Raw genomic sequence first — 1,552 nt, forward strand, 5'->3', positions numbered from 1 at the left:
GTTTCTGGGGCCACCTCACCGAGACCGAGCAGAACGACCTCCTCGCGTGCGTCGACGAGGTCGTCTACCCGGTCGGCACCGTGCTCTGGTTCGAGGGCCAGACCGCCGACCAGGCCGTCGTGATCCAGTCCGGCTCCATCCGGGTCTCGATCAACCGGGACGGACGCGAGCGGATCATCGCGTTCCGCGGCCCCGGCGACATCGTCGGCGAACGCGCGGCCCTGCTGCTGCGCCGCCGGTCCGCGACCCTCGTCGCCATGGACATCGTCCGCGGCCTGCGCATCACCACGCAGCAGTTCGTGAGCTACCTGAGCGACCACCCCCGCGTGGTCGCCGTCCTGGAGCGCGAGTTGTACGACCGGCTCACCGAGCAGCAGTCGGGCCCCCAGCCGCAGGTATCTGACACACCACAACTGCCTGTCACACCGCAAGCGCCCGGTACGCCGGAGCCGTCCGCCACGCAGAACGGCACTCAGTACGGGGGGCAGGACGGCGCGCAGAGGTACGCGACCGTGCCGATGCCGCTCATCCCGCCGCAGGCCGATCACGCCCAGTACGCGGCGGTGAACGGCGGAGCGGCCTACCCGATGCGATCACAGAACGGCACGCCGGGCTCGCCGGAGGCGCCGCCGACGGCGTCCGCCCTGGCCCCGTTCGAGGACGAGCCGACACAGCCCATGACCGTCTCCCGGAACGGGCACCCCGGGGCGTCCTGGGCGGGCCAGAACTGCACGATCGTGTTCACCGACATCGCGGGCTTCAGCGCGGCCCACCGCAACGACCGCGACCGCCTCGAGATGCGCCGCGCCATGTACGCGCTGCTCCGCGAGGCGTTCCGGGAGTCGGCGGTGCCCTGGGCCGCCTGCCACATCGAGGACCGCGGCGACGGCGCGCTGATCGTCGTCCCGCCCGAGGTGCCGACCGCCGCCGTGATCGACCCCATGATCGCCTCGCTGGCGCTGCGGCTGCGCCACCACAACCAGCGGTCGAGCGACGCCGTCCGCATCCAGCTCCGGGTCGCGGTGCACGTCGGCCCCGTGATGCCCGACCCGCCTGGAATGTCGGGCTGGGCGTTGATCCGCACGGCCCGGCTCCTGGACGCCCGCCCCCTCAAGGACCGCCTCGCCGCGACCGGCGCCGACCTCGGCTTCATCGCGTCGACGTTCGTGTACGAGTCCGTCATCGCCCACGGCCCCGGCTACGTGAACCCCGCCGAGTACGAGCCCATCAGCTGCACGGTGAAGAAGCTCAAGACCGAAGGCTGGATCCACCTGCGCGGCGTCCCCGCCCGCTCCGCGATCTGACCTGCCCGCCGGCCCGTTCCCGCACGGGCCCCTCCGGCCCCCCGCTACCGACCCCGCGTGCACCGCATACGCGGGGTTTTCCGCTTCCCAGCCCCCTCCTCCAACCGCACCGCACACACCGGGCTAGACATCCCACGGGTCGTAGGTGTCAAGCTGCTTGGTCGGTGTGGTGGGTTTGGGGTGTCCAGGCGGTGGTTTCGCTGTAGGTGGTGTGGGTGCGTAGGCAGCCGTGGAGTGTGCCGACCAGT

At 71.6% G+C, this 1,552-nt stretch carries 1 protein-coding gene; it reads left to right on the forward strand.

What is annotated here, in order from left to right; genetic code table 11:
* A partial coding sequence (locus ETD83_RS41730) for a cyclic nucleotide-binding domain-containing protein (RefSeq protein ID WP_138650753.1) occupies positions 1 to 1,304 on the forward strand: 1,304 nt, incomplete at its 5' end.
* Positions 1,305 to 1,552 lie beyond the last annotated feature (248 nt).

Origin of the sequence: Actinomadura soli, assembly GCF_005889715.1 — a bacterium.
Taxonomy (GTDB): domain Bacteria; phylum Actinomycetota; class Actinomycetes; order Streptosporangiales; family Streptosporangiaceae; genus Spirillospora; species Spirillospora soli.